Below are 24960 nucleotides of genomic sequence, written 5' to 3' on the forward strand. Positions count from 1 at the left end.
TTGCGTTCAAAAAACGCATCTAAGCTCAAATTGGATATTTTGTGCGAAGTGGCGGTGAAATTTTCTTTCTGGCGGTGATTTCCCTGCTTTTTAATGAGACGAAGCGGCCGATAATCATGCTGTTTATGTTTTTATAACTAGATTCAAACACTGGGTTTTGTTTTTAATGCAGTGTTCTTTTGCTTAAGTAATGGTTTTCACTCGGTGCTTGTTTCTTTAATGTTAAATGTACTGTGTCGGGCGATTGTGCAGAAATATGCGCGGATGCTGGTTTACAAAATTTTTGTTTTTAACTAGAAAATAGAGTTTAAATCTATATGAATCGGTGTGAATTTACGTGCCAGAAAAATGATTCAACAATTTATATATGTAATTTAAATGCATAAAAATTCGATAATGCTGCTTTCTTTTTGCGTGTTATCGATTTTTTATCCTCTCAATGTTGCTTTTCTGTGAAATATTTGCCAAATTGATGACCTTGTAAATTGCCAGAATAATGTACTGGCAAGAATGGATTCACTTGTACTCGTTGCCCCCACGCCATTTTGTGCTGTGGGCACCGAGTCGCAGACAGGGCAGAAAACTGCCGAAGCAGTAGAGGTCTGGTTTAGATGTCACTTTTAGAAGTTAAAAACCTTCGTATTGAATACCCGTCACGTCATGGCGTACACGCTGCGGTAAAATCACTGTCGTTCAACATTGAGCGTGGCGAGATCGTTGGCGTGGTGGGCGAGTCCGGGGCGGGTAAATCGACCGTCGGCAACGCGATCATCGACTTGTTGAGCCCTCCGGGCACCATCGCTGGTGGTGAGGTTTTTCTTGATGGTCAGAAAATCTCCGGCTTGTCCGCTGAGAAGATGCGTGCTGTACGTGGGTCTAAAATTGGCTTTATCTTCCAAGATCCAATGACTTCCTTAAACCCACTGTTTACCGTTGAGCAGCAGCTCAAAGAGACCATTCACGCCAACATGAAGGTGAGTGATGACGAAGCGTATCAACGTGCGCTGTCTCTGATGAAACAGGTGGGGATTCCTCAACCGGAAAACCGTCTTAAACAATACCCGCACCAATTCTCGGGCGGTATGCGTCAGCGCGTGGTGATTGCGATTGCACTGGCGGGCGAGCCGGATCTGATCATTGCCGATGAACCGACAACGGCACTGGACGTGTCCATTCAGGACCAGATTCTCAACCTGATCCGCGAGTTGTGTATCAAGAACAACGTAGGCTGTATGCTGGTTACGCACGACATGGGTGTGGTGTCGAATGTCACTGACCGTGTTGCGGTAATGTACCGTGGTGACTTGGTAGAATTTGGCCCGACGGCGAAAGTGCTGGGTGACCCGGATCATCCTTACACCCGCAGTCTGATTTCGGCCGTACCACGTTCTGATGTCAAACTGGATCGATTCCCGCTGGTCACCTACATCGAAGATGTTGCTGAGCATAAAACGCTGGATATCAAGAATCACTGGTTGGGACAGAGTCAGGATCAGCGCAAATACACGGGACCACTGCTGAAAGTGGAAAATGTGAACCTGCGTTTCGTGACCAAAGATTCGCTGTTTGAAAGCCGCCGTGAATACGTGCAGGCATCAAACAATGTCAGTTTTGACGTGTTTGAAGGGGAAACTTTCGGTCTGGTGGGCGAATCGGGTTCAGGTAAATCGACCATTGCCCGTGTGATCGCAGGCTTGTATGAGCCGAATGATGGTCGCGTGACGTTTGAAGGTATTGACCTCACGGCACTGAAATCAGAGAAAGAACGCCGTCCGATGCGTCGTCAGATGCAGATGGTGTTCCAGAACCCTTATACCTCAATGAACCCGCGTATGAAGATTTTTGACATCATCGCGGAGCCGATTCGTTTCCACAAACTGACCAACAGTGAAGCGGAAACGCGTCAAATCGTGAGCGACCTGCTGGATCACGTTGGTCTGGGACGCAAATCGGGTGTGAAATACCCGCACGAATTTTCCGGCGGTCAGCGCCAGCGTATTTCGATTGCGCGTGCACTGGCAACCCGTCCACGCCTGTTGATCTGTGATGAACCGACGTCGGCGCTGGATGTATCGGTTCAGGCTCAAATCCTGAACCTGCTCAAAGATCTTCAGGATGAGCTGAATCTGACCATGCTGTTTATTAGTCACGATTTACCGGTGATTCGCCAGATGTGTGATCGCGTGGGTGTGATGAAGATGGGGACGCTGCTGGAAGTGGCGCCGACCGAACAGCTCTTTAATTCACCGTCGCATGAATACAGCAAACAACTGATTTCCTTGATGCCTGAATTTACAGGCTTGAGAGAAGATGTAAAAACGGCTTAAAGCCGTACTGGATTACCCATCCTTCGGGATGGGGATTGATAAACAGAAGCAAATACAACAACTAGGGATTCGGATTCCCGCATAAGGAGTTATGCAATGAAAACCATGAAAAGCAAACTAGTAGTGGCTTTAATGGCAGCTGGCTTGAGCTTTGCGGCAAGTGCTGCAGACATCACAGTGGCTTACGACGCAGACCCAGTGTCTCTCGACCCGCATGAGCAGCTGTCAGGCGGCACGCTGCAACTGTCTCACATGGTGTTTGATCCACTTGTTCGTTACACGCAAGACCTGGATTTTGAACCACGCCTGGCAAAAAGCTGGGAACGTCTGGATGACAAAACCGTTCGTTTCCACCTGCGTGAAGGTGTGAAATTCCATTCAGGTAACACAATGACTGCTGACGACGTGGTATGGACATTCCAACGTCTTCAGAACTCTCCAGATTTCAAAGCGATCTTTGAACCGTACGAGAAAATGGTGAAAGTTGATGACAACACCGTTGATCTGGTTTCAAAAGGCGCATACCCACTGGTTCTGCAAACCGCTACTTACATCTTCCCAATGGACAGCAAGTTCTACACGGGTAAGACTGAAGACGGTAAAGACAAGAGCGAAATCGTTAAGCACGGTAACTCGTTCGCATCAACGCACATTTCAGGTACTGGTCCGTTCATCGTGACTCAGCGTGAACAAGGCGTGAAAGTTGAATTCGAACGTTTCAAAGATTACTGGGACAAAGATTCAAAAGGTAACGTGGATCACTTGACTCTGGTACCAATCAAAGAAGACGCGACTCGCGTTGCTGCGCTGCTGTCTGGCGACGTAGACATGATTGCACCGGTTGCTCCTAACGACCACAAACGTGTGGAAGAAGCGAAAGGTGTTGATCTGGTGACTCTGCCAGGTACTCGTATCATCACGTTCCAAATGAACCAGTCTAGCAACGAAGCGCTGAAAGACGTACGCGTTCGTCAGGCGATCGTTTACGCGATCAACAACGAAGGTATCGTTGACAAGATCATGAAAGGTTTCGCGACAGCAGCTGGCCAGCAAAGCCCTAAAGGCTACGCAGGTTACAACCCTGAGCTGGTTCCTCGCTACGATCTGAAGAAAGCGAAAGAGCTGATGAAGGAAGCGGGCTACGAGAAAGGCTTCACTCTGACGATGATCGCACCGAACAACCGTTACGTGAACGATGCGAAAGTGGCACAGGCTGCTTCTGCGATGCTGTCTAAGATCGGCATCAAAGTTGACCTGAAAACCATGCCTAAAGCGCAATACTGGCCTGAGTTCGACAAATGTGCGGCAGACATGCTGATGATCGGCTGGCACTCAGACACAGAAGATTCAGCGAACTTCTCTGAATTCCTGACTATGACTCGTAACGAAGAGACAGGTAAAGGTCAGTACAACTGTGGTCACTACTCAAACCCAGAAGTCGACAAGCTGGTTGAAGCGTCAAACGTAGAAACCGATCCGGCGAAACGTGCACAGATGCTGCAGAAAGTTGAAGCGACGCTGTACAACGACGCGGCGTTCGTTCCTCTACACTGGCAGAACCTGGCTTGGGGCGCGAAATCAACTCTGGATATCAAACCAATCGTCAACCCGATGGAATTCCCATACTTCGGTGACCTGGTGGTTAAACAGTAATCACGTTCTTCGTTCGTGAATAGGGCCTCCAGAGCTTCGGTTCTGGAGGCCTGTTTAAAGCTTTGGTACTTAACTTTGTTTCAGTCGGGTTAGGTGCCATTTTTGAGACTGAAGTTAGTTCACTGGCGGTGCGTTGACCCGCGGTGAATTCGTCATGGAAAGTTAAGGGGCAAGGAATGTTTTCGTTTCTGGTCAAGCGCCTGTTTCAGGCACTGATAGTGATGTTTGTGATCAGTTTGGTGGCGTTTGCCATTCAGGATAACCTGGGCGATCCGCTGCGTGAGCTTGTCGGTCAATCGGTTTCGGAAGCAGAGCGTCAAGCGCTGCGTGACGAGCTGGGCCTCAACGATCCTTTCGTTACTAAATACGCTCGTTTTGTTACCGCGGCAGTGCACGGTGATTTGGGCACATCCTACTTCTTCAAGCGTCCTGCGGTTGAAGTGATCCTCGATAAACTGGTAGCGACGCTGGAACTGGTGTTCGGTGCTTCGTTAATCATTGTTATCTGTTCGATTCCGCTTGGGGTGTATTCGGCAATACATCCGAAAAGCTTCTTTACCAAACTCATTATGGCGGGCAGTAGTATCGGTATCTCGATCCCGGTGTTCCTGACGGCCATTATGCTGATGTATGTGTTCTCGATTGAACTCAACTGGCTACCGTCCTACGGCCGGGGTGAAACCGCCAACTGGCTGGGCTGGGATTCGGGCTACTTTACACTCGATGGTCTGGCGCACCTGATTTTACCGTGTGTGTCACTGGCGTCGATCATGCTGCCGCTGTTTATCCGTCTGGTTCGAGCGGAAATGCTCGAAGTGCTGAGCTCGGAGTACATCAAGTTCGCGACCGCAAAAGGTTTGCCAATGAACAAGATTTACTACCAGCACGCGCTGAAAAATACCATGCTGCCGGTACTGACCGTCGGCGGGGTGCAAATCGGTACTATGGTGGCGTACACCATTCTGACCGAGACGGTATTCCAATGGCCGGGTACGGGGTTCTTGTTCCTTGAGGCGATCAACCGTGTTGATACGCCACTGATCACCGCTTACGTTATTTTCGTCGGCCTAATCTTTGTGGTCACCAACACTATCGTTGACCTGTTGTATGGTCTGATCAACCCAACCGTTAACCTGACTGGTAAAGGAGCATAATCATGAGTCAAGTAGCTGCTGCTCCTTCACGTTGGGAGCGTTTCAAACAATCCGATTTTCTGTACTACTTCCTGCGCGATAAAGTGGCGATGTTCAGTTTTACCGTGTTTATGGTAGTGCTGGTATTGTCTCTGGTGTCGCCGCTGGTGGCGCCGACCAACCCGTATGATTTGTCATCCATCGACATCATGGACTCTGAATTGCCACCATCATGGATGGCCGACGGCGATGCCCGCTTCCTGCTGGGTACCGACAACCAGGGCCGCGATATTCTGTCGACGATTCTTTACGGCTCGCGTTTGTCGCTGACCATCGGCTTCCTTGCTGTGGCGCTGCAACTGTTCCTCGGCATTGTGATTGGTCTGTCTTCGGGTTACTTCGGTGGCCGTATCGACAGTTTCCTGATGCGTTTTGCCGATGTGCAACTGTCGTTCTCGACCATGATGGTCGCGATCATCGTTTCTGCCATCTTTAAAGCCAGCTTTGGTAGCGAATTTTACAGCGAATACGCGGTGATTATGCTGGTGGTGATCATCGGTGTGGCGGAATGGCCGCAGTACGCGCGTACCATTCGTGCATCGGTACTGGCTGAGAAGAAGAAAGAGTATGTTGAAGCGGCGCGTGTGATGGGCTTTAAATCGCCTCGCATCATGTTCCGTCACATTCTGCCAAACTGTCTGTCGCCAATTCTGGTGATTTCAACCGTACAGGTGGCAAATGCCATCATGTCGGAAGCGGCACTTTCTTTCCTTGGTCTGGGTTTGCCGGTTGACCAACCGTCACTGGGATCGCTGATCAGTATCGGTTTTAACTACATCTTCTCCGGTTCATGGTGGATCACCATCTTCCCGGGTATCGTACTGGTGACGCTGGTGCTGGTGATTAACCTGCTAGGCGACTGGTTGCGTGATGTATTTAACCCGAAAATCTATAAAGGGTGATCAGAGTCGATTGATTTTGTTCACATAACCTACCTAAACTAAGAGTCGTAAGTGATTACGGCTCTTTTTTTGCATCTATCGCTGAACATTGAGCAGTAACCATTGTCACTAAGAATAGGATAACTATGGATATGAGAGTGGTCGTGATGCCTAAAATCAGCCATCGAGTTCTATTAAGTCTGTCCTGCTGTACCGTTCCGCTATTCTCACTACCGGTGCACGCCAAGGACTTTCTATGCGATGCCACACAAGCGTCGAGTAATCAATTGCCTGTGCTGGATAAAGCCTGCCCTATTGGGCAAGGTTTGTGGGGAAACTCGGCCCCGAAAAAGAGAGACTCGAATTTCTGGATTCAGTGTGGCTTGCTGAAGGAGCCACTGCCGGTCGATAAAGCCAAAGTGCTGTATCAGAAAATCTCAACGGACGTCTGGATGAAGCCGGAACAGAAAGGCCAGCGTTGCCTGATCGGGCCGTACACCGATTACGCACAAGCAAAGAAAGACCTGGCTGGTGTGCGTAGCGTGCCGGGCTACAAAGAAGCGTTTATTCGTGAGGTGCGTAAAAACGGCAGCGAGGTAGCCGGAGTGGCTGCGCCAGTGAAAAAGCCTGCCCCTAAACCAGCGCCTAAAACAGAAAAGGTTGTCAAAGCGACACCAGTTAAAGTGGCACCCGTTGCCGCGCCTGTTACCAAACCTGCGGCACCTGCACCTACTGGCAAAACGCTACAGACGCCACCGAAAGCCGCGAGTTCAGGCGGTGATGTGGTGATCCGTCATCAGACCGCATTGAATGGCCTCACCTATGTGGTGCCTTACACCATGGCGGATAACGTGCAGTTTTACATGGAGCACAATCTGGCGTGGAACCGCCTCAGCTATGACGATGCGGAGAAATTGTGCCGCAGCCAAAGTATGCGCCTGGCGACGGAAGGGGAGTGGAAACAGCTGCTCAGCTCCAAGGTGATGGAAAAAGAACAGTGGCCGGTCTATCTGCCTTACTGGGGATTCAATAAAAAAGGATTGTTCACCAGCGGCAAGATCACCAACCTCAAAGGGACGTCGCTGCTGAATGTGTTGTGCGTTAAATAACCGCAAAACAGTCAAATAAAAAGCCCAGTGAAATCACTGGGCTTTTTTGTACTGAGCGTTCAGGTTAGGCGTCTTTTGGAATCTTATGTGGTTTGGTGCGGAACAGTTTCATCACCATCACAAAGAACACAGGTACGAAGAAAATCGCCAGAATCGTGGCGGCCAACATACCACCGACCACACCCCAACCAATCGCGTTACGGCTGGCAGCACCAGCACCCGTACTCAGTGCCAGTGGCAGTACGCCAAGGATAAACGCGAACGAGGTCATCATGATCGGACGCAGACGCATACGACATGCTTCTACGGTCGCTTTGACCAAATCCATCCCTTCGTCATACAGGTCTTTGGCGAACTCGACGATCAGGATGGCGTTCTTCGCCGACAAACCAATGGTCGTCAACAGACCCACCTGGAAGTAGATGTCGTTCGACAGCGCTTTAACAGTAGCCGCGGCAATCGCCCCGAATACACCCAGCGGAACCACCAGGATGATGGAGAACGGTACACTCCAGCTTTCGTACAGAGCCGCCAGGCTGAGGAAGACGATCAGAATCGACAGCGCATACAACAGCGGAGCCTGAGAACCTGATTCAATTTCCTGATAGGACGCGCCAGTCCACTCCAGGCCAATACCTTGTGGCAGCTGAGCAACGATATCGCGAATCGCTTGCATCGCTTCACCGGTACTCTTACCTGGTGCCGCAGAACCCTGAATGTTGACCGCCGACACCCCGTTGAAACGTTCCAGACGTGGTGAGCCAAATGTCCACTCGGTGGTTGCAAACGCATCAAACGGCACCATATCGCCATCCGAGTTCGCCACATGCCACAGCTTTAAGTCATCCGGATTCATACGGTACGGCGCATCGGCCTGCACGTACACTTTCTTCACACGACCGTTGTCGATGAAGTCGTTGACGTAGCTCGAACCCAGTGCCGTTGATAGGGTAGAGTTGATGTCAGATACCGACACACCCATCGCCATCGCTTTTTCGTAGTCGATGTTGATGCGGAATTGCGGCGTATCTTCCATACCGTTCGGACGCACGGATGTCAGGTTCGGGTTGCTGGCTGCCATACCCAGTAACTGGTTACGCGCGGCAATCAGCTGCTCGTGGCCAAGGTTACCGTTGTCGGTCAGATACGCATCGAAACCACTCGCACTACCCAGGCCTTGAATCGCAGGGACGTTGAACGAGAAGATTTGCGCTTCTTTGATCGGTGCAAACGCAGGGTAAGAGCGGCCGACGACGGCGTTGACCGACAGCGCCGGATTGGTCCGTTCGCTCCAGTCTTTGAGGCGAACGAACGCCATACCCATGTTCTGACCTTGACCCGCGAAGCTGAAGCCCGCGACGGTAAAGACCGATTCCACCGCGTCTTTTTCATCTTCGAGGAAGTGCTTACGCACTTTATCCATCACTTGCAGAGTCTGTTCTTGCGTCGAACCGACCGGCAACTGAACGATAGACAGGAAAATACCCTGATCTTCTTCTGGCACGAATGAGGTTGGCAGACGCGTCCACAAGGTCGCCAGAACGCCGACGATCGCCGCATACACCAGCATGTAACGAATACGCTGATTGACGCCGCGGTTTACCGTGTTCTGGTAGCCTTGCGTACTGCGATCAAACCATTTGTTAAACCAAGCCAGCGGACCACGATGAACATGGTGATCTTCGCCTTTCTTGATTGGCTTAAGCAGGGTTGCACACAGCGCTGGCGTCAGAATCATGGCCACCAGTACCGACAGCACCATCGACGAGACAATGGTGAGCGAGAACTGACGATAAATCGCACCCGCCGCGCCACCGAAGAACGCCATCGGAATGAATACCGCACTCAGTACCATTGCGATACCAACCAGCGCGCCGGTGATCTGACTCATCGACTTACGGGTGGCTTCACGTGGCGACAGGCCATCTTCGCTCATCACCCGCTCAACGTTTTCCACCACAACGATGGCATCGTCAACCAGCAGGCCGATGGCGAGCACCAGACCAAACATCGTCAGGGTGTTGATCGAGAAGCCAAACGCCGCCATAACCCCGAATGTACCCAACAGAACCACAGGGACTGCGATGGTTGGAATCAGGGTCGCACGGAAGTTTTGCAGGAACAAGTACATCACCAGGAAGACCAGTACGATCGCTTCAAACAGCGTATGTACCACTTCTTCAATCGAGATTTTGACGAATGGGGTGGTGTCGTATGGGTAAACCACTTCAATGTTCGCCGGGAACATTGGCTGCAGTTCTGCCAGACGCGCTTTCACCGCGGTTGCGGTTTCCAGAGCGTTGGCACCCGTCGCCAGTTTAACCGCGATACCCGATGCGTATTTACCGTTGTACAGCGCCACCGCTTGATAGTCTTCCGCACCCAGTTCAACGCGAGCGACGTCTTTCAGACGAATCTGCGCGCCGTCGGTGTCCACTTTGAGCAGAATGTTTTCAAATTCTTTCACGGTGGTGAAGCGGCTTTGCGCGGTAATCGTGGCGTTAAGCTGCTGACCTTGCAGAGACGGTGTTGCCCCCAACTGACCCACAGAAACCTGAGTGTTCTGCGCGCTGATGGCCGATTTAACCTGAGCTGGCGTTAACTGATAGTTGTTCAGTTTGTTCGGATCCAGCCAGATACGCATTGCGTGCTGAGCACCAAACACCTGCACTTCACCGACACCCTGAACTCGGCTGAGCGGGTCTTTGACCTGCGATACCATGAAGTCCGCGATTTCGGTGTTGTCCATGCTGCCGTCGCTGGAAATAAAGCCGACCACCATCAGGAATGAGGTCGAGGATTTCGCAACGGTAATCCCTTGTTGAGTCACTTCGGTCGGTAGCGTCGCTTCAGCCAGAGACAGTTTGTTCTGTACCTGTACCTGCGCGATGTCCGGATCGGTGCCTGATTCAAAGGTCAGCATGATGCTGAAATTACCCGCAGAGTCACTGGTCGCCGACATGTAAAGCAGGTTGTCGATACCGTTCATGTTCTGCTCGATGGTCTGGGTTACGCTGTTTTCCACCGTTTCCGCAGAGGCACCTGGGTATGAACCCGAAATCGACACCGAAGGCGGCGCGATATCCGGGTATTGCGAGACAGGCAGTGTCATGATCGACAACACGCCCGCCAGCATGATGATAATGGCGATCACCCACGCAAAGATGGGGCGATCTATGAAAAATCGAGCCATGTCTTATTGTTCCTTAGAAGCTTCCAGGACGTTAGGAGTGACATTGCTGCCCGCACGAACTTTCTGCAGACCTTTTACAATCACTTGTTCACCCGCGTTCAGACCTGAGTCCACCAGCCATTGGTTGCCAATCGTGCGATTTGCAACAATGTTGCGGCTCTCAACCTGATTCTGATCGTTAACGATCAGGACCGAAGCCTGACCACGCGCGTCGCGGCTGACTGCAGATTGAGGGATCAGAATACCGTCATCGCGGTGTTCAGTCGGAACCGAGGCACGCACATAAAGACCAGGTAACAGGAACTGATCCGGGTTTGGAATGGTTGCACGCACGTTTACCGTACCGGTTTTCTCGTTCACCGATACTTCAGCAAATTGCAGCGTCGCACGCTGTTCAATCGGCGTACCGTCATCCAGGAACAGCTCAATACCACTCAGCTCTTGATTGCCTTTACCCGCTGACTGGCGCAGCTTCAGCAGTTCATTACTTGGCTGAGACAGGTCAACATACAGCGGATCCAATTGCTGAATGGTGGCCAGCGCATCAGTTTGGTTAGCGGTAACCAGCGCACCTTCGGTGATCAGCGTACGGCCAATGCGACCTGAAATCGGCGCGGCAATTTTGGTGTAACCTAAGTTGATTTGCGCAGAGTTCACGTTGGCTTTTGATGCTTCTACCGACGCTAGCGCCTCTTTGTAGCTCGCCTGTGCATCTTCGTAATCCTGTTGGCTGACAGACTTCTTCGCCACCAGTTCACGGTAACGCTTCGCCTGGAATTCAGCCTGAGCCAGAGTTGCTTCTGATTTGGCTAAGTTGGCTTTGGCACTGGCCAGCGCCGCTTTGTAGGTTGAAGGATCGAGTTCAAACAGAACATCGCCCTTGTTCACCATGCTGCCTTCAACAAACAGGCGGTTGGTGACAATACCGCTCACTTGCGGACGTACTTCGGCAATGCGGTATGCACTGGTACGGCCCGGCAGTGTGCTGGTGACTTCAACGGGTTGGGTGTTGATTTTGACCACATCCACCGCAACTGGCGGCGGTGCGCCGTTACTGGCGGCTTGTGGTGTGGCTTCTGGCTGACATCCAGCAAGCGCAACTGCGGCAACAATTGCGGTTAGCCATTGTTTAGAAAAGGCTTTACCGTCGCCCATAATCTCTCTCTCCTTTACCACTTCGAACGCATTAAACTCAGTGATCCATTCTGGTATACGTACAACCCACCACTCAGATTCACAGGCTTAAATGTCTTTGTGAGAATGCTAAAAAATCGCAATGCCTCTCGACAAGATAATGTAACCACAGTTAACAACGGGTTAAGAATCGTAATGAATTGGCTGCTGACAGAACTCTGTCATTTATTGCACAAATGGACAAGTAAATTTTACTATACAAACGGACAATTAATTTTGGGTGTCTACTTTGCGACCATTTTGAGCGAATGATTGTCGCACTGAATGCACTTTGATGCATTTGCATTTTTTGTTCTCTGGCATTTTTCTCATTCTTAGAAAAGGGTGCTCTAAAAGGAGGAAAGCGGCTCTTTGTAGGCAAGAACCGCTTGGGAGAGAAGCGCTCAGCGACGTTTGAGCCGTTGCCATCGGGGTAGATACTCACTCAGGCGCAGCGCCGCGCGTTCAGCCATCAGGCTGGGTTGCGGAGTGCGCTGTTGCTCCTGGCGCGCATAACGGTGCAGCAGTTCAATGGTGGCCTGCGGCGACTGATTCAATGCATGTTGCAGCCGCTTTAACCACACCTGATGGCGTTGTTGGTGGTATTCACTGGTGCTATGGCTGGCGATTTGTTGCCAATGATGCAGGCACTGGCCGAGCAGCACCAGAGTCAGCCCGGTCTCACTGTGTTCTGCCCAGTTGAGGCCGTTTTTGCGTGTCATCGCGATCAGCTTTAATACCCGGTGTTTCATGCGCGCCTGCCAGAAATTAAACGGCGTGCCGTGTTGAATCAGGCTCGGCAGAGCATGCCACATCGCTTCCATGAGCAGCTGCTGTCGGCGCACCAGATTGGTCGGGAAAATCAGTTTGAACGCCAGCAGCGCCAGCATCGGACCTGCCACCACTGCCAGAGCCATCACGATGGCATGGGTGCTGTCCGCGCTGTAAGGTTGCTGCGGATGAGAAAGCAGCAGAAAGATCATGAAATAATCCATCGAACCGGAGCTGAGGCGACGGTGAGCAAATGGCACCACGCCCAGCAGAATAAACGGAACCATCATCAGCAGCATCTGCCACTCGTTGGCGGCCAGCGGCCATAGCCACAACTGACAAATCAGGTTTGCGGCCGCGCCGACCAGCTGCCACCAGAAAATGTGGGTCATAATCAGCGCTGGATTTTCAAAAGTGGAAAACAGCGTCACCATCACCGATGCTCCCAGCAATACGTACGCGCCAACCGGCGAGCCTGATAACGCCCAGCCAAGGCCGAGCATGACCATTAAGCTGGTGGTGCGGTACATCGCCTGACTGGCGCCGACCCAATCTCGGTGCAGCACCACATTACCGCTGACCGAATAGTTGTCGAGTTTACCGCGTTCACGAAATGTGTGACGTCCGCTTAACGCTTGGCCCAGTTCGGTCAGGGCTTGCGACAGCGTCAGATCATCACACGCTTCATTCGCCAGTTTTAAATGCGCCACGACCTGTTCGAGCGGGGATTGCAGCTCATGCACATTGATCGCCTGCTGGATTTGAGTCACGAATTCCTCGCCGTCAATCCGGGTGCGTTGATGGGTCAGCCAGGTCAGGATCGAGATCAGAGAAAACACCACCGAACGCAGCGACTGCACCGAACGTCTTGAGCGCAGCGAACCGGCACTGTGCGGCTCCAGCGCTTCTTCGATCTGCGCGGCCTCGAGCATCAGGTGCTCCAGCGGTTGCGAGAACGGCTGTTGACGCGCGTGCTGTAACAGAGCTTGCAGAACGGAAATAGTCAGGGTTCGCACCCGCCACACCAATGCATCTTCATCACTTTTACGGGCAAACATCAGGCCGACCAGCAGAGCGATGATAACGCCCGTCAGTACCGTGAGCAGGCGGTCCATGCCGAGCTCAAGCATGTTGGTCTGATTGGCGGTACCGAGCAGCGCCACCAGCGAGGCCGAGTAGCCAGACAACAGCGTCGCGTAACTGAACAAACCATGAATCACATTGCCCGCACCGGCGCACAATCCGACCCACAACGATAAGCCGAGAGCCAGCAGCAGAATGTTGTCACCCGCCAGGTACACCAGCGCAACCCCGACCAGAGTGCCAATCACGGTACCGACAAAACGGAACAGGCTTTTTTCCACCAGCATACCGCGCCCCGGTTGCGACGCCGCCCATACAGACATCGCTGCCCATTGTGGATGCTCCAGACCAAGCTTCCAGCCGATAAAAAGTGCCAGACACGACGCCAGCGCAGTGCGCAGTGCAAAGGCAAAACGTCCGGAATCGAGTCCCAGATTTGCAAGTTGAGCTTTCATGATTTGCCCTCAGCAATCAATGCTTGAATTTGGTGATCAGTCCGTCGAGTACTTCCAGCATCACGTCAATCTGCTCATCGGACACATCCGCCAACATCTCCGTTTCTATCTGCAGCAGCTCTGCACGCAGCGCGCTCACTTGTTCGCGCCCGGCGTCAGTCAGATAAATGCGTTTTGCCCGGCGATCATGACTATCCGCCTGACGTTCAATCTGACCTTTCTGCTCCAGCGTATCTAATAAGCGTACTAGGGTTGAGCCTTCCATGCCGACTGATGCCGCTAAATCTTTTTGGCTGATACCATCACCAAACTCATCCAGGTGCAGCAATGGTGCCCAACTGATGTCTTTGATGCCTGCCTGCGCAAGGCGTTGATCGAGATGACGGCGCCACAGACGGGCCGCAATAGAAAACTGAATTCCAAATTTTTGTCGGGACATAATAGTTCTGATTGATATAGTTTGAATTCAAACTATATGGGGAAAGTCGAGCAGAATCAACGCGCGATTTAACCAGAACGCCAAACAGCAGGCATAAAAAAGCCCCGCAGCAAGTGCAGGGCTTTGATATCTCTTGGCGTACGCCACGCCAAATGAATGCTTAATGCATTAACGCATGGTAACGAATTCTTCACTGCCCGTCGGGTGAATCGCGACGACAGAGTCGAAATCGGCTTTAGTGGCGCCCATTTTCATCGCGACGCCAAAGCCTTGAATCATCTCATCCACCGCAAAACCGATGCCGTGCAGACCAACCACGGTTTCTTCTGGTCCTGCGCACACCAGCTTCATTTTGCATGGCTGACGGTGCTGAGTCACTGCGGTGTACATGGCCGTAAAGCCCGATTGGTAAACTTTCACGTTGTCTGCACCGAATTTCGCGATCGCGTCGGTTTCCGTCAGGCCGATGGTGCCGATTGGTGGGTGGCTGAACACTACGGTCGGCACTAGGTCGTAATCCATTTTCGCATCCGGCTTGTTGTTAAACAGGCGCTCAGACAGCTGACGACCCGCTTTCACGGCCACAGGCGTCAGTTCGATACCGCCTTCCATGATATCGCCGACACAGTAAATGCCAGCCACATTGGTGGCTTGGTAAGCATCCACTTTGATGTAGCCTTGCGCGTTAGTTTCCACACCCGTCGCCGCGAGGTTAATCGCGTCGGTCGCTGGGTGACGGCCAATGGCCCAAATCAGAGTATCGACATTGCAGCTTTCGCCGTTTTCCAGATGCAGGGTCAGGCTGCCATCGGCTTCCTTCACCACTTCTTTTGGCACGCTGTGGGTGTGCAGTTGCGGGCCTTCTGCCGCCATCACTTCCACTAACGTGTCGATGATCATCGGATCAAAGCTGCGCAGTGGCGACTCTTTACGGCAGAACAGGTGCGTTTCGGTGCCCAGTGCGTTGAGTACGCCCGCGATTTCCACCGCGATGTAACCCGCGCCGACGACCGCGACACGTTTTGGCTGCGCGTTTAGTTCAAAGAAACCGTTGGAGTCGATACCGAATTCGGCACCCGGAATGTTGGGAATGGTTGGGCGGCCACCAACGGCGATCAGAATGTGATCGGCGGTGTAGTGCTCCCCATTGACTTCCACGGTTTTTGCATCGACAAATTTGGCAAAGCCGCGAATCACTTCCACTTTGTTGTTGCCCAGCACGCGATCGTAAGACTGGTGAATACGACCGATGTACGCCTGACGGCTTTCCACCAGTTTGGCCCAGTCGAAGTGTTTCACGTCCACATCAAAACCGTAATCTGCCGCGTACAGGTTCATCGCTTCTGCTACCTGAGCGCCGTGCCACATCACTTTCTTCGGCACACAGCCGACGTTCACACAGGTCCCGCCAAGGTCTTTGGCTTCAATCAGGGCGACTTTGGCGCCGTACATGGCTGCACGGTTGGCTGAGGCGATACCGCCGCTGCCGCCACCGATACAGATATAGTCAAAATGTGTTGCCATTACTTTCTCCAATTTGGGCTCATCGCGAACAGGTCCGCACCAAGCCTCTGTTATGCATGTATCCAACGACCTAATCTAGGTTAGTTGGGGTGGATTGCCAAATTACAATCCTCAGTCGCTGAGTAATTTTGAGCGGTCGCGACCTTATTCAGGAACAATCCATTCCACTTTATAGTGACCGGTGGCCGGCGCAATTGCTTCTTTCAGGAACGGCAGAATGCTCTGCATCTGGCTTTCCAGTTTCCACGGCGGGTTGATGACAATCATGCCAGAGGCGGTCATGCCGCGCTCGTTGGTGTCGGGTGACACGCCGAGTTCAATTTGTAAGATTTTGCGAATGCCCAGACCTTGCAGGCCTTCAATCATGTCATCGATGTCACAGCGGTTAACCACCGGATACCAGATAGCGTAAATGCCGGTCGCCCAACGTTTGTAGCTTTGCGCGATCGCCTGTACCACATCACGATACTCTTTGGCGAGCTCATACGGTGGGTCAATCAGCACCAGACCACGGCGTTCTTTCGGCGGCAGGCTGCCTTTCAGACGGGCAAACCCGTCTTCTTTGAAAATCGCCACCTGACGATCGCGGTGAAACTCCTGCTCCAGCAGCGGGTAATCGCTCGGATGCAGCTCCGTCAGCACCATGCGATCATGGCTGCGCAGATGCGCACGCGCCACACGCGGTGAACCCGGGTAGTAACGCAGCTCGCCATCGTCGTTGAGCGCTTTGATTGCATCGAGGTAGCAGTGAATGTCTTCCGGAACCTCGGTTTGTTGCCACAGGCGGGCGATGCCTTGCTTGTATTCACCGGTTTTTTCTGACCATTCGTGGGTCAGATCATAACGGCCGACACCCGAGTGCGTGTCGTGGTAGACAAAGGGTTTGTCTTTCTGCTGCAGGGCAGACAGGATCAGGCTCTGTACGATGTGTTTCACCACATCTGCGTGGTTTCCGGCATGGAAACTGTGTCGGTAACTTAACAAATTGCGCTCTCTCACCCGAAACCAGGTGCTGGTCAGTTCAAAAAACAGTTCGCCCGATTATACGCCAGTATTGAAAATTGCTGAACCTGACTATATCTATTAACGTAATAGCCATATCCTTCTTTGCTGGCGTAGTGACTTATTGATAACGTACGCTCAGCAAATCATCGAATTATTTTAGGTGCTTAGCCGCGCCGGCTGCCGCGTTGCGCCAGCATCCATGACTTCAGGTATCGTGATGGTTCGTCACGTACTCTCTTTTATTAAAAGGAACGTTATATGTCTAATCCACTTCTTACCTTTACGGATTTGCCACCGTTTTCTGCGATTAAACCGGAACACGTCAAGCCAGCGGTTGAGAAGGCGATTGAAGATTGCCGCGCGCGCATTGATGCGGTGCTGGTAGGCAACGCCGAGCCGAGCTGGGAGAGCGTGATTGCGCCGATTGAAGAAGTGGATGATCGCTTAAGCCGTATCTGGTCGCCGGTCAGCCATATGAACTCGGTGATGAACAGCGATGAGCTGCGTGATGCCTACGAAAGCTGCCTGCCGATTTTGTCGGAATACAGCACGTGGGTCGGTCAGCACAAAGGGCTGTTTGAGGCCTACAAAGCGATCAAAGCCAGCAAAGCGTTTGCCACATTGAGCCGCGCGCAGCAGAAAACCATCACTGACGGCCTACGTGATTTCGAGTTGTCGGGCATCGGCCTGCCAGCGGCAGAGCAAAAACGCTACGGCGAAATCAGCAAACGCATGTCGGAGCTGGGCTCGAAATTCTCTAACAATGTGCTTGATGCCACCATGGGCTGGACCAAACACGTCACGGACGTGAGTGAGCTGTCAGGCATGCCGGAATCGGCGCTGGCGGCCGCGCAAGCAGCGGCAGAAGCCAAAGGGCTGGAAGGTTACCTGCTGACACTCGATATTCCGTCTTACCTGCCGGTGATGACCTACTGCGACAACCAGGCGCTGCGTCAGGAACTGTACGAAGCGTATGTGACCCGCGCCTCGGATCGCGGTCCGAATGCCGGGAAATGGGACAACAGCGAAATCATTGCCGAGCAGTTGAAACTGCGCCACGAAATCTCGCGCATGCTCGGTTTCAACACCTACAGCGAAAAATCGCTGGCGACCAAAATGGCCGAATCGCCAGAGCAGGTGCTGGGCTTTTTGAATAACCTCGCCACCAAAGCCAAGCCGCAGGGCGAGCGCGAAGTGGAAGAGCTGCGCCAGTTCGCCGAGCAAGAGTTTGGCGTGACGGCGCTGAACCTGTGGGACATCGCGTACTACAGTGAAAAACAAAAGCAGCATCTGTTTGATATTTCAGACGAAGAACTGCGCCCTTACTTCCCGGAACACAAAGTGGTGAGTGGCCTGTTTGAAGTACTCAATCGCGTATTCGGTATGGAAGTGAAAGAGCGCCAAGGTGTCGATACCTGGCACGAATCGGTGCGTTTCTTCGATATTTTCGACAGCGAAGGCACACTGCGTGGCAGCTTCTACCTCGATTTGTACGCCCGTGAACACAAACGTGGCGGCGCGTGGATGGATGAGTGCCGCGTGCGTCGCATTAATGGCGAAGGCGAGCTGCAAACGCCGGTCGCGTACCTGACCTGTAACTTCAACCGTCCGGTGGGCAACAAACCGGCGCTGTTTACCCATGATGAAGTGGTCACGCTGTTCCATGAAACCGGCCACGGCATTCACCACATGTTGACGCAAGTTGAGGTGGGTTCGGTGTCTGGCATCAACGGTGTGCCGTGGGATGCGGTCGAGCTGCCAAGTCAGTTCCTGGAAAACTGGTGCTGGGAAGAAGAGGCACTGGCGTTTATCTCCGGTCACTACGAAACCGGTGAACCGCTGCCAAAAGCGATGCTGGAAAAAATGCTGGCTGCGAAGAACTTCCAGTCTGCAATGTTTATTCTACGTCAATTGGAATTCGGCTTGTTCGATTTCACCCTGCACACTACATACGATCCGGAACAAGGCCCGAAAGTGCTGGAAACGCTCGCCGACGTGAAGAAGAAAGTGGCGGTGCTTCCAAGCCTGGAATGGAATCGTTTCTCGCACAGTTTCAGCCATATTTTTGCTGGCGGCTACAGCGCGGGTTACTACAGCTACCTGTGGGCTGAAGTGTTGTCGGCCGATGCGTTCTCTCGATTCGAAGAAGAGGGCATCTTCAACCGCGAAACGGGTTTGAGCTTCCTCAATAACATTCTTGAAATGGGCGGCAGCGAAGAGCCGATGGAGCTGTTCAAACGCTTCCGCGGCCGTGAACCGCAGATCGATGCGCTGCTGCGCCACGCCGGCATTGCAGCCTGAGTCGCGATCTTGGCGCAGTTAACCAAAGCATGACAATAACCCCGCTCCATTGAGCGGGGTTATTTGTTAGAGTAAAGGATATTACGCGACCCTATGGATTAGTTGGAGATTCGCCATGCAAACGACAAAACGCGCTAAGTTGTGGATTCAAACGTTATCGGTCAGTGCGTTACTGACGATGGCGGGCTGTGCCGAAATGAAACAGGCAGGCACCGACGTCGGTCACGCGACCCGTGATGCGGCGACAGCCATTGGCCATGCCACGCGCGACACCACCAAAGCGATTGGGCATGCGACGCGCGATGCGGTTAACTCGGTGAAAGACGATCTCAATTCTGCAGAATAACGCGCTGCCACTTGCGGCTCAGCCAGTTATCCAGCGACAGATGACCCGGTCCCCACACGAACACCATCAATAACATTAATCCCCACAGCTGGTGGTCGGTAAATCCTTGTTGCCACAACAGCGGATACGACACCACCGCCATCGCATTGACCGCAAACAGGGCCAGTGCGCTGAGTCGACCGAAAAGCCCCGGAATCAACAGCAGCGGCAGCGCCAGTTCGGCGCCGGTTGCCAGATACGCGGCAAGCTGCCACGGTAGCAGCGGGACCTGATATTCCAGTTCAAACAAGTACAGCGTACTGTCCCAGTTGGCGATTTTACTCAGCCCTGATTGCCAGAACACCCAGCCAGCCCAGACGCGGCACAGCAGTAAAACCAGGCTGGCGAAGTCGCGTTGCAGCCAATGGCACAGGGCTTGATAACGGTGCATGAAGTCAGACATGTCGGGCTCCTTAATTTAATCGTGGGTATTGGGGGCGGCTACACGAAAGCCGGCGACAATCTCCATCGCCATGATGGCGGGCAACGCCGCCAGTGCATCCGGATGAATCTGCCCCAACGGCGCGCGATGATGCATCGCCAGCAACAACTGATAAGTCGGCTCATCCAGCGCTTGTGTCCACGGCTCGCCATCGGCAGTGCAGGCGATGATCCCCGACTGAAGCGCATTTAAAGTGAGCTGGCTAAAGTCGTCATCCCGAATCGCACGCTGCAAATCAAACAGCGCAAACGGTGCGCAAAATGGTGCGGCCCACGGCACTAACTCAAACACCAGTTGTGTCTGCTGTTCCGGCGCGACCTGGCTCAGCGTGCTGAGTGGCTGATAGTCATTGCGCGGTGCCTGTGCGTATTGTTGCTGCACGTGGTCAAGCGCCCATTCAAACCGCGCCAGTGCCGTGGCATACGGCGCGGCCTGCATCACGGGCTGCGCACGTTCAATCACAGCCGAAAATCCTTCGCCATAGCGGCTGACATCACCACGGGTCAGCGGATGCGACAGCACGTATTCGCGTGCCAGCGCGGCAAAACACTCGTTGCCCAGCACCGCCAGCAGCATCGGATAGGTGGCTTCGAGCACTTCGCTCAGGCTGATCACACGGTTGTTGCGATAAATCTGCAGTCGCTCATCGGCGCTTAAACCGTCCGCGATAATCGCGCACTCGTCGCCGCCCGCCTGATAGTTGAGGCCGCGGGCAAACTGCGCCTGCAATTGCGCCAGCGTCATGAGGCTCTCCTTATGCCGCGTTCGGCATCAATCGCATGCAGGCGTGCGGCCGCTTGGTGCGCTTCGCCCAGCAGGACTTCAGGCGCTGGAATATCCAGATCCCACTCAATCAGGGTGCGGCGCGTGCCGTGTTGACGACACCAGCGTTCAAACAGTTGCCACACCGCATCGCTCACCGGTCGGCTGTGCGTATCAATCCAGATTTCGCCCTGCGGCAGCGTTTTGACGGAGTAACCCGCGAGATGAATTTCCTCCACCGCACTGGCGGGAATGGCATCAAGATATGTCTGGCTGTCAAAGCCATGGTTAAACGCGGACACATGCACGTTGTTGAGATCGAGCAGCAAACGGCAATCGGTGCGCTGTTGCACCGCGCGCAAAAACTCCCACTCCGGAATGGTTGAGTGGGAAAAACGCAGGTAGCTGGACGGGTTCTCAATCAGCAGCGGGCGACCCAGTGCGTGTTGCACCTGATCGACATTGCGGCAAAACACCGCCAGCGCTTCTTCGGTGTAGGGCAGTGGTAGCAGGTCGTTAAAATAGTGGCCGCCGTTTTCGCTCCAGCTGAGGTGATCGGAAATCAGGATGGGGTCGATGTCATCGACTAACGTTTTGAGCTGCGCCAGATGTTGCGTATTGACCGCCGCCACCGAACCGAGTGACAAGCCGATGCCGTGACAACTGATGTCGTAGCGCTCACGCAGGCGGCGCAAATCGCGCCTGGCCGGGGCGTGAGGCTGAAAATAGTTTTCACTGTGAATTTCCAGCCAGTTCAACGGGGTCGGTTGGCTGAGAAAATGGTTCATGTGTGGGCTGCGTAACCCCACGCCGACCTGAGGGTGAGAGTGCGTTGAGTGCATGGGCGTGTCCTTATCGCGGGGTCAGGGAGAGAAATCGAGTGCGCCGCCAGCGCCGCGCACTCAAGTCGCAGAGTGCGGTTACTTGTCCATGGTGCTGCCGCCAGCCAGTTTGTCGCACAGACCTTTTGGTACCACGACAAACGCATCTTTCTGATGATCCATTTTTGACGTGCCTGCGCAGGAGCTGGCTTTGGTCGCGCAGTCATTTTTGCCCGCTTTCGCCACGCCGTAGCATTTTTCTTTCTCTGCGGCGGCGGCTGGCGCTGCGGTCAACAGAGTGCCGCCCATTGCCAGTAGGCCAGTGATTGCTGCTGTGACTGCTAGGTTTGATTTTTTCATCTTCATTTCCTCGAGACTGTTCCTTGGTCGTTATTGTCGCAGGCCGTTGTTGTGGCTTGCTTACCCAAAAAGAGAGGCAGGCGCGCAGAAAACTTTCACAACGAAAATAGGAAAAAGTGAAATATTGATGAAATTGATAATTAAGGTGATGATTTATCGAACAATTTTATGTGGGAAAATTTTTGATCTTTTTTACCTGAGAGCAGAAATTTTGTGCGAGGAGAGGGGAAATCCGAGGGAAATTTCGCTCGCTTGGGTCTCGCTGCGTTTAGGGGTATAATCGTTCAAATTATGTATAAATAACCAGTAGCTAAGCCATGATCGATCCCTCTCTTTTACTTGACGGTTTAAACGACAAACAACGCGAAGCGGTGGCTGCACCGCTTGAAAACCTGTTGGTGCTGGCAGGGGCCGGTAGTGGCAAAACCCGGGTGCTGGTGCACCGCATCGCTTGGCTGATGTCGGTTGAACAGGCCTCGCCTTTTTCCATCATGTCCGTGACCTTTACCAACAAAGCGGCGGCGGAAATGCGCGGCCGTATTGAAGAACTGATGATGGGCAGTTCGTCCGGGATGTGGAACGGTACGTTCCATGGCATCTGCCACCGCATTCTGCGCGCCCATTATCTTGATGCCAAACTGCCGGAAGATTTTCAGATCATCGACAGCGATGACCAGCAGCGTCTGCTGAAACGCCTGATCAAAGCGCAGAATCTGGACGACAAACAGTGGCCTGCGCGTCAGGTGTCGTGGTGGATTAACGGCAAGAAAGACGAAGGGTTGCGCCCGGCGCACATCGACGCGTATCGCGATCCGGTGACTCAGACTTACCTGCAACTCTACACCGCATATCAGGATGCCTGTGACCGCGCGGGGCTGGTCGATTTCGCCGAAATTCTGCTGCGCGCGCTCGAGCTGCTGCGCGACAACAAACACATTCGCGAACATTATCAGGCGCGCTTTAAGCACATTCTGGTCGACGAATTTCAGGACACCAACAACATTCAATACGCGTGGCTGCGCATGATGGCGGGGCCGGAGTCGCACGTGATGATCGTGGGCGATGACGACCAGTCGATTTACGGCTGGCGCGGGGCGAAAGTGGAAAACATTGAGAAATTCACCTTGGAATTTCCAAGCGTGAACACCATTCGTCTTGAACAGAACTACCGCTCGACCAAAACCATTCTCGAAGCGTCCAACACCCTGATCGCTAACAATACCGAACGCATGGGCAAAGAGCTGTGGACCGACGGCAACGTCGGCGAGCCGATTTCGGTCTACTCGGCGTACAACGAGCTGGATGAAGCGCGTTTTGTAGTAGGTAAAATCAAAGAGTGGCAGGACAAAGGCGGCATTCTTAATGACTGCGCGATTTTGTACCGCAACAACGCCCAGTCGCGGGTACTGGAAGAAGCCCTGCTGCAAACCGGATTGGCGTACCGCATTTACGGCGGCATGCGCTTCTTCGAACGTCAGGAAATCAAAGATGCGCTGAGCTATCTGCGCCTGATGAACAACCGCAACGACGACACCGCCTTTGAGCGCGTGGTCAACACGCCAACCCGTGGTCTGGGCGATAAGACGCTGGATACCGTGCGCTTTGCGGCGCGCGATCGCGGCTGCACCTTGTGGGAAGCCAGTGTGCAGCTACTGGACGAAAAAGTGCTGACGGGCCGCGCGGCCTCGGCACTGAGCCGTTTTGTTGAACTGATCAACGCGCTGGAAGATGACAGCGCCGAGATGCCGCTCCATAGCCAAACCGACCATGTGATCAAGACTTCGGGTCTGTTTGATATGTACCAGCAGGAAAAAGGCGAGAAGTCCAAAGCGCGCATTGAAAACTTGGAAGAACTGGTTACCGCAACTCGCCAGTTTGAAAAACCGGAAGAAGCGGACGAAATGACCATGCTGACCGCGTTTTTGACCCATGCGGCGCTGGAAGCGGGTGAAGGGCAAGCGGATGAATTCGACGATGCCGTGCAGCTGATGACGCTGCACAGTGCGAAAGGTCTGGAGTTTCCGCTGGTGTTTATGGTTGGCGTGGAAGAGGGCATGTTCCCCAGCCAGATGTCGGCTGAAGAAGCGGGACGCCTCGAAGAGGAGCGCCGCCTGTGCTACGTGGGCATGACCCGCGCGATGCAGAAGCTGTACATCACTTACGCGGAAATGCGCCGTCTGTACGGTCAGGACAAATACCACAAGCCATCGCGCTTTATTCGCGAGTTGCCGGAAACCTGCCTTGATGAAGTACGCATGAAAGCGCAAGTCAGCCGTCCGGCCAGCAGCGGCCGTTTCAGCCAGAGCGCGGTGAAAGAGAACTTCAACGAAACTGGCTTTACCCTTGGTTCACGTGTACAGCATCCGAAATTTGGTGAAGGCACCATCATTAACTTTGAAGGCAGCGGTCCGCAAAGCCGCGTGCAGGTCGCCTTTAATGGCGAAGGCATCAAGTGGTTGGTGACGGCTTACGCCAAGCTGGAAAAAGTCTGACCCGACGGATGAGTCACGAAAAACCCGGTCAGTGTACCGGGTTTTTTATGTCCGCCGCCGACGGATAACACGCCATTTTTGAGCGATAGCAAAAGAAAAACCCCGAGGGGCCAAAGCCCTTCGGGGTTATAGTCTTACTCGCAGCAATCCGGCTACTAATAGGTGCTCCCTGCATCTATTCCTTGATAAGTATGCTGTATCCGTCAGCGTAATCCGTTCATCGCCATCCTAGCGGTGTCCTTGATCTTCCTGATCTGCTAACTATCCTGGTTAGCTCTCATCACTTGTTCCCTGAGCGGTGTCCTTGGCATCATCCTGATGCTGAGTCCTTGCCTCGTCCAGAGGAGTCCATTGTCATTCCCTTGTCGTCGCCTTCCTGGTAACGATTGAGTCCGTTCAATGTCCTGTTTGCTATCCTTGCCGATCATTCATCCTGAATAACCGTATCTTCTTCCTGAAGATCACCAATCCGTAGTGATTTCCTGTTCCGTGTCAGCATCCTTCCGACACAATTCATCTTACGGATTTCGCTCTGCGGGGCAATGTGAGGAAATCGATTACGTAGCGATTTATTTTGCTCTAACACATGGA

At 53.1% G+C, this 24960-nt stretch carries 18 protein-coding genes; 8 read left to right on the forward strand and 10 right to left on the reverse strand.

Annotated elements, in window-relative coordinates:
* Positions 1-611 precede the first annotated feature (611 nt).
* The 5 genes from JIG40_RS09950 (at position 612) to JIG40_RS09970 (ending at position 7163) form a co-directional block, all read left to right on the forward strand.
* Positions 612-2327: an ABC transporter ATP-binding protein gene (locus JIG40_RS09950; protein ID WP_020433571.1), complete on the forward strand. Its 1716-nt coding sequence runs from the start codon at positions 612-614 to the stop codon at positions 2325-2327.
* Positions 2328-2423: 96 nt separating this feature from the next.
* Positions 2424-3980 (forward strand): ABC transporter substrate-binding protein, encoded by a 1557-nt coding sequence (locus JIG40_RS09955; protein ID WP_020332739.1) that lies wholly within the window; start codon positions 2424-2426, stop codon positions 3978-3980.
* Between the two features lie 176 nt (positions 3981-4156).
* Positions 4157-5134 carry an ABC transporter permease gene (locus tag JIG40_RS09960; RefSeq protein WP_004728362.1) on the forward strand — a complete coding sequence of 326 codons (978 nt, stop codon included), beginning with the start codon at positions 4157-4159 and terminating at the stop codon, positions 5132-5134.
* Positions 5135-5136: 2 nt separating this feature from the next.
* On the forward strand, positions 5137-6075 hold the full coding sequence (locus tag JIG40_RS09965) for an ABC transporter permease (protein WP_020332740.1): 939 nt from the start codon (positions 5137-5139) through the stop codon (positions 6073-6075).
* A gap of 125 nt (positions 6076-6200) precedes the next feature.
* Positions 6201-7163 (forward strand): SPOR domain-containing protein, encoded by a 963-nt coding sequence (locus JIG40_RS09970; protein ID WP_199465280.1) that lies wholly within the window; start codon positions 6201-6203, stop codon positions 7161-7163.
* Positions 7164-7227: 64 nt separating this feature from the next.
* Here the strand turns inward: JIG40_RS09970 and JIG40_RS09975 are convergent, their stop codons facing one another.
* The 6 genes from JIG40_RS09975 to JIG40_RS10000 form a co-directional block, all read right to left on the reverse strand.
* Entirely contained in the window at positions 7228-10356 is a 3129-nt protein-coding gene (locus JIG40_RS09975) for an efflux RND transporter permease subunit (protein WP_199465281.1), read from the reverse strand.
* Positions 10357-10359: 3 nt separating this feature from the next.
* Positions 10360-11511, reverse strand: a complete 1152-nt coding sequence (locus tag JIG40_RS09980) for an efflux RND transporter periplasmic adaptor subunit (RefSeq protein WP_020332514.1) — start codon at positions 11509-11511, stop codon at positions 10360-10362.
* Between the two features lie 422 nt (positions 11512-11933).
* Complete coding sequence (locus tag JIG40_RS09985; protein WP_199465282.1) at positions 11934-13838, reverse strand: FUSC family protein; 1905 nt, start codon at positions 13836-13838, stop codon at positions 11934-11936.
* Between the two features lie 16 nt (positions 13839-13854).
* Positions 13855-14277: a MarR family transcriptional regulator gene (locus JIG40_RS09990; RefSeq protein ID WP_020433576.1), complete on the reverse strand. Its 423-nt coding sequence runs from the start codon at positions 14275-14277 to the stop codon at positions 13855-13857.
* Positions 14278-14445: 168 nt separating this feature from the next.
* Positions 14446-15801, reverse strand: coding sequence for a glutathione-disulfide reductase (gene gorA, locus JIG40_RS09995; RefSeq protein ID WP_100268426.1), 1356 nt, complete (start codon positions 15799-15801; stop codon positions 14446-14448).
* Positions 15802-15945: 144 nt separating this feature from the next.
* On the reverse strand, positions 15946-16785 hold the full coding sequence (locus tag JIG40_RS10000; protein ID WP_199465283.1) for a 23S rRNA (adenine(2030)-N(6))-methyltransferase RlmJ: 840 nt from the start codon (positions 16783-16785) through the stop codon (positions 15946-15948).
* A gap of 279 nt (positions 16786-17064) precedes the next feature.
* On the opposite strand from JIG40_RS10000, the gene prlC reads away from it, so the two are divergent.
* Both prlC and JIG40_RS10010 read left to right on the forward strand, forming a co-directional pair.
* Complete coding sequence (gene prlC / locus JIG40_RS10005) at positions 17065-19107, forward strand: oligopeptidase A (protein WP_199465284.1); 2043 nt, start codon at positions 17065-17067, stop codon at positions 19105-19107.
* 115 nt (positions 19108-19222) lie between these two features.
* Complete coding sequence (locus tag JIG40_RS10010; RefSeq protein WP_020332520.1) at positions 19223-19453, forward strand: hypothetical protein; 231 nt, start codon at positions 19223-19225, stop codon at positions 19451-19453.
* On the opposite strand, the gene JIG40_RS10015 is transcribed toward JIG40_RS10010, so the two are convergent.
* The 4 genes from JIG40_RS10015 to JIG40_RS10030 all read right to left on the reverse strand — a co-directional run bounded on the left by JIG40_RS10015 (position 19437) and on the right by JIG40_RS10030 (position 21877).
* Positions 19437-19883, reverse strand: coding sequence for a DoxX family protein (locus JIG40_RS10015; RefSeq protein WP_233931090.1), 447 nt, complete (start codon positions 19881-19883; stop codon positions 19437-19439). The genes JIG40_RS10010 and JIG40_RS10015 overlap by 17 nt on opposite strands.
* 27 nt (positions 19884-19910) lie before the next feature.
* Entirely contained in the window at positions 19911-20678 is a 768-nt protein-coding gene (locus JIG40_RS10020; RefSeq protein WP_199465285.1) for a DNA-binding domain-containing protein, read from the reverse strand.
* Positions 20675-21538, reverse strand: a complete 864-nt coding sequence (locus JIG40_RS10025) for a DUF692 domain-containing protein (protein ID WP_024374243.1) — start codon at positions 21536-21538, stop codon at positions 20675-20677. Before JIG40_RS10025 ends, JIG40_RS10020 begins: the two co-directional genes overlap by 4 nt.
* A gap of 78 nt (positions 21539-21616) precedes the next feature.
* Positions 21617-21877, reverse strand: coding sequence for a DUF2282 domain-containing protein (locus tag JIG40_RS10030; protein WP_199465286.1), 261 nt, complete (start codon positions 21875-21877; stop codon positions 21617-21619).
* Positions 21878-22194: 317 nt separating this feature from the next.
* Between JIG40_RS10030 and uvrD the strand changes: the two genes are divergently transcribed.
* Positions 22195-24369 carry a DNA helicase II gene (gene uvrD / locus JIG40_RS10035; protein WP_055453349.1) on the forward strand — a complete coding sequence of 725 codons (2175 nt, stop codon included), beginning with the start codon at positions 22195-22197 and terminating at the stop codon, positions 24367-24369.
* Positions 24370-24960 lie beyond the last annotated feature (591 nt).

This window comes from Vibrio sp. bablab_jr001 (genome assembly GCF_016464285.1).
GTDB classification, from domain to species: Bacteria; Pseudomonadota; Gammaproteobacteria; order Enterobacterales; family Vibrionaceae; genus Vibrio; species Vibrio fluvialis.

Bases quoted from the DNA above. Each gene is read 5' to 3' on its own strand.
- JIG40_RS09950 (WP_020433571.1), top strand. From the start codon at position 612: ATGTCACTTTTAGAAGTTAAAAACCTTCGTATTGAATACCCGTCACGT.
- JIG40_RS09955 (WP_020332739.1), top strand. From the start codon at position 2,424: ATGAAAACCATGAAAAGCAAACTAGTAGTGGCTTTAATGGCAGCTGGC.
- JIG40_RS09960 (WP_004728362.1), top strand. From the start codon at position 4,157: ATGTTTTCGTTTCTGGTCAAGCGCCTGTTTCAGGCACTGATAGTGATG.
- JIG40_RS09965 (WP_020332740.1), top strand. From the start codon at position 5,137: ATGAGTCAAGTAGCTGCTGCTCCTTCACGTTGGGAGCGTTTCAAACAA.
- JIG40_RS09970 (WP_199465280.1), top strand. From the start codon at position 6,201: ATGGATATGAGAGTGGTCGTGATGCCTAAAATCAGCCATCGAGTTCTA.
- JIG40_RS09975 (WP_199465281.1), bottom strand. From the start codon at position 10,356: ATGGCTCGATTTTTCATAGATCGCCCCATCTTTGCGTGGGTGATCGCC.
- JIG40_RS09980 (WP_020332514.1), bottom strand. From the start codon at position 11,511: ATGGGCGACGGTAAAGCCTTTTCTAAACAATGGCTAACCGCAATTGTT.
- JIG40_RS09985 (WP_199465282.1), bottom strand. From the start codon at position 13,838: ATGAAAGCTCAACTTGCAAATCTGGGACTCGATTCCGGACGTTTTGCC.
- JIG40_RS09990 (WP_020433576.1), bottom strand. From the start codon at position 14,277: ATGTCCCGACAAAAATTTGGAATTCAGTTTTCTATTGCGGCCCGTCTG.
- gorA (WP_100268426.1), bottom strand. From the start codon at position 15,801: ATGGCAACACATTTTGACTATATCTGTATCGGTGGCGGCAGCGGCGGT.
- prlC (WP_199465284.1), top strand. From the start codon at position 17,065: ATGTCTAATCCACTTCTTACCTTTACGGATTTGCCACCGTTTTCTGCG.
- JIG40_RS10010 (WP_020332520.1), top strand. From the start codon at position 19,223: ATGCAAACGACAAAACGCGCTAAGTTGTGGATTCAAACGTTATCGGTC.
- JIG40_RS10015 (WP_233931090.1), bottom strand. From the start codon at position 19,883: ATGCACCGTTATCAAGCCCTGTGCCATTGGCTGCAACGCGACTTCGCC.
- JIG40_RS10020 (WP_199465285.1), bottom strand. From the start codon at position 20,678: ATGACGCTGGCGCAATTGCAGGCGCAGTTTGCCCGCGGCCTCAACTAT.
- JIG40_RS10025 (WP_024374243.1), bottom strand. From the start codon at position 21,538: ATGCACTCAACGCACTCTCACCCTCAGGTCGGCGTGGGGTTACGCAGC.
- JIG40_RS10030 (WP_199465286.1), bottom strand. From the start codon at position 21,877: ATGAAAAAATCAAACCTAGCAGTCACAGCAGCAATCACTGGCCTACTG.
- uvrD (WP_055453349.1), top strand. From the start codon at position 22,195: ATGATCGATCCCTCTCTTTTACTTGACGGTTTAAACGACAAACAACGC.